Source organism: uncultured Microbulbifer sp. (assembly GCF_947498635.1).
In the GTDB taxonomy this organism is placed as follows: domain Bacteria; phylum Pseudomonadota; class Gammaproteobacteria; order Pseudomonadales; family Cellvibrionaceae; genus Microbulbifer; species Microbulbifer echini.
In genome coordinates this window covers 1-7,929 of sequence record NZ_CANMKV010000066.1, presented here as the reverse complement: position 1 = coordinate 7,929, position 7,929 = coordinate 1, and the positions used below count along the sequence as shown (strand labels likewise).

Below are 7,929 nucleotides of genomic sequence, written 5' to 3'. Positions count from 1 at the left end.
TCCCAGTAGTAGCCCTCGCCCGCAAAGGTTTTATCGAAGGCGTTGTAGCTGTACTTGGTGATGGCGCGCACCTGGGTACTTTGGGTGCTATGGGCGGTCAGCGCGGCGTAGTACTCGGGCCCGGTCTCCTGGATCACCCGCCCCTGGGCGTCGTAGTGATAATCCGTGCGTGCGCCGCGGGCGTCGATCACGGCGGTGCGGTTGCCAGCGGCGTCATACTCGTAGCGGGTGGTATTAGCGGTGGCGTGGCCGTTGATCAGGTCGTAGCCGTACTGACTGTTGCTGAGCAGCTGACCGCGGTTGTCGTACACACTGACGCTGTGGCGGTCGCGCACAGCATCCAGCAAACCGCTGAGTGAAGCGTCCAAACCGGCGCGGTCGAGGCCGGCGATATCGGTGCTGGTGACCAGCTTCCGCGCATAGGTGCGCACGTCGGTGGCCTGGCCGAAGGCGTCATAACGATAAGTGGTGATGGCGCCATCCGGGGTCACCTGATGGGTGAGCTGGTTGTTGGCGTCGTACAGGAAGACCCCGGTGCTACCGTTGGGGTCGGTGGTGGCGACGATATTGCCGAAGGCATCCAGCACCGTCTGGGTACTGCCACCGCGGGCATCGATCTCACCCACCTTGCGCCCCAGCTGGTCGTGCTGCTGTTGACTGATATAGCTGGGGCCCCGGGGGCTGACCAGCGTTTCCAGTTCGCCAAAGCTGTTGTAGCTGAGGTAAGTGGTGGCCACTTGCTCGTCGGCACCCAGCTCCGCTTCTGTGAGGTTGTGGCGGTTGCTGATGGTGCTCGAATCCCCGTCCGACAGGCCGCTGGTCTCCTCCACCAGGCGCCCCAGTTGGTCGAAGGTGCGGTAGATCATGCGCTGCTCGGCCAGGCCCTTGGCCTCAATCGTGCGCCAAGTTTCTCCGAAGGCGTTATAGCTATGCTCAGTGATCACCCCGGCGCTGTCAGTTTCAGACTGCAATTTCCCACCGGCATTGTATGTATACCGGCTGCTGCGATCCTGGGCATTGGCCAGGGTATTGGTATTGATAGCACTGGGGTCGGCATTCTGCGCCACCGCCTGGCTGTAGTGGGTCTCGCTCAACACCTGCCCCTGGGCGTCGTAACGCCAGGTGGACAGATAGCCCTGGGTCGTATTGCGCGGCACCTGCTTGTGGGTCAGGCGGCCAGTGGCGTCGTAGCTGAAGTAAGTCTTGTAGCCCAGTGGGTCGCTGATCTGGGTGCGGTTGCCGAGGGCGTCGTACTGGTAACTTTCAACGTAATCCCGCAGGGCACCATCCGCCCACACTTTCTCGGTAAGGCTGGCCTTGCGCCCGGCGGCGTCGTACTGGGTGACGATCACCTGGTCGTGTTGACTGCTAGTGCTGATGCCCAGGTCCGTTGCACTGAGGTCCGTCCAGCTGCTGGCGGCGGGCACCGTGATGCCGTTGGCGTAGCGAATCACCGTCTCGCTGTCGTTACTATCGTCGTAGCGGGTCTCGGTGACATAGCCGAGGCTGTCCACGGTGTGGGTGCGGCGGCCGGCGGCATCGTAAATCAAGGTGCTATGGCGATTGTCCGCGGCTGCGGCGTTCAGATCCGCCGTGGTCTCACTGGCCAGATTCAGGGCGCGGGCGTAGGCGATCTCACCGACCTGGTCACCGCGACCGTTGTACAGGCTCTCGGTGACATAGGCGTACTGCGCGCCGTTCTGCGCGAACACCCTGAGCGTATGGGTCTGGCGGCCGGTGGCGTCGTACTGGTAGCGGGTCTCGCGGTCTTTACTGGTATCGCGCACCAGGTCGGCGACAGTTTCGGTGGACGGATCTATCCGGTCGGCATAGCGGATCACGGCGCTGATGCGCCCGGCGCTGTTGTACAGCGTCTCCGTCACCTGGCCGAGGGCGTCGATACTGTGGGTCTGCTGGCCGTCGTCGTTGTAGACGTAGCGGGTGCTGCGATCCCACTGAGTGGCACTGTTGTAGATCGCCGCCACCGAGGGGATATCCAGGGTTGCCGGCAGTCCATAGGCACTCATATGTCTAATATTGGCGACCAACTGCCCGGAGGCGTCATACTGTTTTTCTTGCGCGGTGTATTGCGTAACAGAACCGCTACCCACAAACAGTGGAGTCAACACAAAGCGCTCGCGCCCCAGCTCGTCGTAAATAAAGTAGGTGCTGTGGCCCAGGGCATTGGTCATCGCGGTGCGGTTGCCGGCCTGGTCGTACTCGTAACGGGTGGTGATGGCGAGGCCATTGGGGTCGAGGGTCTCGCTCAGTACCCGACCCAGCTCGTCGTAGCTGTAGGCGGTGGTGCGCTTGATCCTGGCACTGCCGTCGATACCGCCGCTGAGGCTGCCCTCCTGTACTTGCAGCACATTGCCCTGGCCGTCGTAGTGGTACTGGGTCAGCAGGTTAAGGCCAGAGCCATCGCTGCTGGCATCGACAATCACCCGGCTTACGCGGCCGTTTTTATCGTACTCGGTGCGGGTTGCGCTGCCGCTGGCATCCACCGTCTCTTCATAGCGGTGGCCGTAGCGCTGGGTGGTGGTCAGGTTGAGGCCGCCCACGTCCTGGGTGCGGGTCAGCTCCCGGCCCTGGGGGTCGTAGGTTAATTCGGTGCGCACGCCGCTGGCATCGACACTGGCGGTGAGCTGGCCGGCGGCATTGTACTCGCTGCGGGCGCTGTTGCCGAGGGCATCGGTGGTGTCGGTCAGGTTGCCCTGGGTGTCGTAGTCGTAGCGCGCCTGGCGCAGCCAGCTGTCTCCAACCTTGATGGAGACTTCGAAGGTCTCGCCGTGGACATTGCTGACGGTGCGAGTCTGCACGCCCTCCGGGGTGGTGACAGTCTGGCTGCGGTTGGCGTCGTCGTATTCGTAGCGGGTGCTGCGGTCCAGCGCATCGGTGCGGGTCAGTACCCGGCCGAAGGCGTCGTAGCTTAAGTGGGTCTGCTGCGCCAGGGCATCGGTCTGCGTCACCAACCGTCCCAGGCGGTCGTAGGCGTAGTCGGTGCTGTAACCCCGCGCATCGGTGCTGGATACCGCTTCGCCAAAGGCGTTGTAGGTGGTCGTAGTGCCTACGCTGGTAAAGGGGCCGCTGCTCAGTGCCGCGCTACTCGTTTCCAGTTCGCCGCGGCGACTGTAGCTGAAGTCGGTGATGGCCTGGCGACTGTTGGCAACATCAATCGCCCGACTTAAACGGGTGCGTTCGCCAAAGGCGTTGTACTGGGAGGTGCTGACAAAGCCCTCGCCGTCAGTGCTGTTGTCCACCTGGCCGCGCTGGGTGTAGACGGTGCTGGTGACGGTGTCTTCACCAGCGACAAGGCTGGCCGCCAGGCTGTCCAGGGTAGCGGCGTCGCCGGCCAGGCCCAGGTTGTTGAGCGCGGTATTGCTGAGGCGGCTGGCATACTGGCGGGTGCCGGTCACTTCGCCGAAGGCGTTGTGGCTAAAGCTGCTCAACTGCCATTCGAGGGCGTTGTTACCGGGGTTGAACACCGGTGCCAGGCTGTACTTCAGCAGGCCGTCGGCACTGTAGGCAAAGTGGGTGGTGTAGCCATTGGCATCGGTGCTGCTGATACGGCGACCGCTGTCATCGTAGCTGTGACTCAACACCACCCGGCCCTGGTGATCCCGCTCGGCGATCACCCGGCCCTGTACGTCGTACTCAAACTGGTAATCCCGCGCCTCGCTGTCGTTGGCACTGAAGGTGGGGTCGCCCTGGTAGTTGTCCAGGTAGTTATCCAGGATGGAGCCACTGGCAATAATGCCGCTGCGGCTGCTCGCCAACTGGCCGCCGGCGGTATAGGTAAAAGTGCTGGTGTTGCCGGAAGCATCGGTGGCGTGGGTCACCTGGTTGCGCCCGTCGTAGCGCCACTCGGTGGTGCGGTCGTCGCTGGAGGTCTGTAGGCGCAGCTGTCCTGGGACAGTGTGATCGCCCGCCGCTTCGGGGGGGGGCGTCAGGAGCTCTACCGCACCAATGCGGCCGCTGCCGCGCACGGACAGCCAGTCGATACTTTGCACTTCCACTTCGCTATCCAGGGAAGCCACATCCGCATGGATATCCCGATCAAGGGTGTGCCAGTTGCCATCCAGGTATTGGGTCTCCAGCGGGAAGTTATAGTAGGTTATCTTCGATGTGAGAACGGCGACATTAGGCGCCTTCACATCCACGCCATAGCTGACATAGGCCTCTCCCTTAGAGGTTTGCAGCTTGTAGTAAATCCTTGTCGTCCCCGAAAGCTTCAGCTCCACACTGGCCCTACTGCTCTTGGTAATACCCCAGCTCGTGAACTGGCCATTATTCCCCTCACGCAAACGAAAACCATTGTTGGTACCGCTACCATTCAATTCGATCACACTGCGGCCCAGCTGATCGTCGTACACCTTGTTGACCGTAGCGCCGGCGGGGTCACTGTCATAGATTTCCCAATGACTGACATCCAGCTTCACCCCGTCATTAAAACGATGGCGCACAAAATCCACCCCACCCAGGCTCAGGCGTGCGGGATTGTCATCCACCGCGGCCAGGGCACCGCCCAGGTCCGCCAGAGCCGTAGCGTACTGAGTGCTCTTCACCCGGTTACCGGCCACATCGTATTTATGCTCGGTGACATAGCCCTCGGCATTGATCTCCGCCACTTCGCGGCCCTGACCGTCGTAAAGCCAGTAGTTGCTGCGGTCCGCCACCGAATCTGCGGCGGGGCGCAGGGTCTGTAAGGTACCGCTGTTGAGCCAGTGGCTGCTCTGTTCGTAATCCGCTACACGGTTGGCATAGCGGGTACTGGATACCAATTGGCCGGCGCGGTTGTAGCGGTACTCGGTGAGATAGCCCTCCGCATCCAAGGTGGTGGAGACCCGCCCGGCATCGTCGTAGAAGCTGCGCGCGATACGCGCATCCGCCAGGTCGACCCCCGTGGCGGCGGCACTGAGTGTCTGGGTATAGCTCTCACCGGCGGCCAGGGTAAAGCGCCCCATCCCGTTCTTGCTCACCGGGACCCCGTCCACATCCAGGGTGTAGGACAGCTGGTATTCATACACGCCGTTGGGGTGGCTGGCCTTACCCAGCTCCACCACACCAGTGGCGGCATCGAGCGCTAGCGCTTCCCAACTAGAACTGCCCAGCGGGCGTATGGACAGGCTCACTCCGCTGGCGGCATAGGGTTCGTCCAGCCCCAGGCTCAGTTGCGGGTTGGTCACCGACTGTTGCTGGCGCCCCACCTGCTGCTGGAAACTGGCATCCACCCGACTGCTGCCATCAATATAGTGGCGGGTCACCTGTACCCTGTAATCGCCGTCGGCCAAGGTCTCGCCCACCAGCAGGTTCAGGCGCCCGGCAAAGGAGCCGTCGCGCAGGGTGGCGGGATCAATCCAGGTCTGTGTGGGCTGCGCGCTGATGGGGGAACCGGTGGCGTTGTCGATCACCACGGTTTCCAGGTAGGCGATATCCGCCGCTTCGGCGGCGCTCAGGTAGCCCTCAATGGCATAACCTTCGGCGCTGCTGCGCTCATAGCCCGGCACGGCCCAGCTGGCGGATTTGGTACCGCTGTCATTGGCGGCAAAGGTGCCGGACAGGGTGCGCAACAGGCGGTCGTTATCACTGAGACCGTTACCGTCGGCATCACGGTAGGTGGCGATACGGTATTCATAATTACCGGACAGTTCATAGCCCAGGTTGGCAGTAAAGTCGCTGCCATTTTGAATGGCCGCCGTAGTGTGCCAGGCATTGCTATCCCCACTAGCACGGCGGTATTCCAAGCGCGTTATTTCAGCCGCTACAGGGGTATAGGCGGACTCGGACCACTGGATTACCCGATCCTGTACCGGCTGCTCCCCCACTTCCACCCGGAAAGGCACACGCACACTGCTGCTGCCATCGTCGTAGTGCAGGGTTAAGGTCACGTTATAGGCCTGGCCCGCAGCCAATTCAGAGCCAATAGCCAAATTGACTTCGCCGTTGTAACTGCCAAACAACTGCGGATAGGTCTCGGCGCTGGAGACCAGCTGCCCCTTGCTGTCTTTTACCTGCGCGACAATTTTAGTGAGGGCGGGGTCGCTGCCGATAGACACCGGGTAACCGCTAATGGCGTGGCCGCTGCCACTCTGCAGGGAGACCACCTTGTACTCGAAATCGAAATTGCTGGCTTTGGTAGAGCCCTTGCCCACTGTCAGCGACGGGTTGCCCTGGGTTTCTTTTACCGTTACGCCGTTCTGCTCGTAGCGAATACGGAAGTTGTAATTGCCCTCCGCAATCGTGCCATCATCCACATCACCGAGAATGACTTTAAGGTTGGCACCGTCCTCTAATACCGGCACCGACTTCCAGACATTGGGCGATGCTTCATATTCGAAGATAGTTTTATCACTGCTCACCGGGCGCGAGCTTACCGGCCATTGGAAACTGGTGGGATGGTATTCGGTTTGGGTGCCGATTTCGTAATCGAAGGTGTCGGTGCCAACCTTATCGCCCTCGATGTCGAAAATGGCGACTTCCACTTCGTAGCGGCCATTCCCCAGCTCACCCTTGCCCGTAGGGGTATGGGTATCCACTTCGATGGTGCCTATCCGCCCATTGCCGCGAATATAGAAGGCCTCAATTTCCTGCACCTCGACAGTCTGGTCCAAGAAGGCGACATCGGCGAGGATATCCCGCTCGAAGGTCTGCCAGTTGCCGTCTAGGTACTTATTATCCAACGGAAAAATATAATAGGTCTGATTCGATGAAGAGACATAGACATGAGGCTCCTGTATATCAGAGCGATAATTGACATAAGCAGCGCCCTTTGAGGTCGTTAGCCTGTAATAAAGCTGTACATCACCTGTCAGTTTCAGTTCGGCTCTGGCCTTGGTGCCATCGGCAATATTCCAGGCATTAACCTGGCCATTGTGTAGAGTGCGAAAGCCATTATTAGCAGCATCACCGGCAATCTCGATCACATTGCGCTTTAGGGTGCTGTCATACACACTCTTTATGGTCGCACCGGCGGGATCATTGTCATAAATCTCCCAATCAGTGGTGCTGGTATTTTGGCTGGTATTAAAACTGTGACGGACAAAGTCTGTAGAAAGATTAAGATTGCCGTTATAGGTGTAACCGTTAGGGTTTTCTGCCTTGAGCCAGGCTAAATAATCTGCCGGGTAGTCGCTACCACGATAAACAACCTGACCGCTAATTTTATCGCGCACCACGATATCGGCGCGGGAGATAGAAGCCGCCACACCTTCAGAAAAATACCCGGAAACACTGGATGCAGTGCCCACTTCAACATATTTCGTGGAGGCGAACTTAAAGTTCGCGCTGGCAGAACTGCTATCGGTGGTTTTACCGTCTTTATCGACAACAAAAGTCCCACTCGCCGACTTCACCACCTGGTTGCCATCGATATACTCGATCAGGTATTCATAGGTGATTTTTTGGTTATTCTCCCCAAGTACCTCAAGAGTAGCGATATGGTTATTGCCTTCGACCGTTGGGGAAACATTAGTCCATTCATCGTTGCTGCCATTTATACGATATTTAAAAATCGCTGCGGCACCATCTGGCTGGGTGGAGGCCGGCCAGGTAATTACGGTTGGTTTATATTCGTATTGATCGCCTATTTCATAGTAGATCGTATTAGGCTGTTTAACACCATCGACATACCATGTAATTACATACTGACCATCGGGCAGTTTGCTGCCAGTCCGCAAGTTTATTTTGCCATCCCAATTAAAGCCATCACGCGCAATATCTTGCGGGTAAGTGTAAGCCGTATACGAGGCTCCGGTAATTTGATTCTTGGAAACCGCCTTGATCGATTGAATGTTTGAAGGGAGACTGCCCGTGTAATACTTTATTACAGAAGAGTTACTATTAGGATTAGTGGTAGCAATTCCCTTAAACGAAGTACTTAGACTCTGATTCGAAGTTGCAATAGTGGAGAACGTGCCCTCTCCGCGCATC

General features: G+C 58.9%; 1 protein-coding gene. It reads right to left on the bottom strand.

Annotated elements, in window-relative coordinates; all coding sequences use genetic code 11:
- Nucleotides 1-7,676 (bottom strand): RHS repeat domain-containing protein (locus Q1A69_RS19300; protein ID WP_299589288.1); only part of this gene is annotated, 7,676 nt, incomplete at its 3' end.
- Between the last annotated feature and the right edge of the window lie 253 nt (nucleotides 7,677-7,929).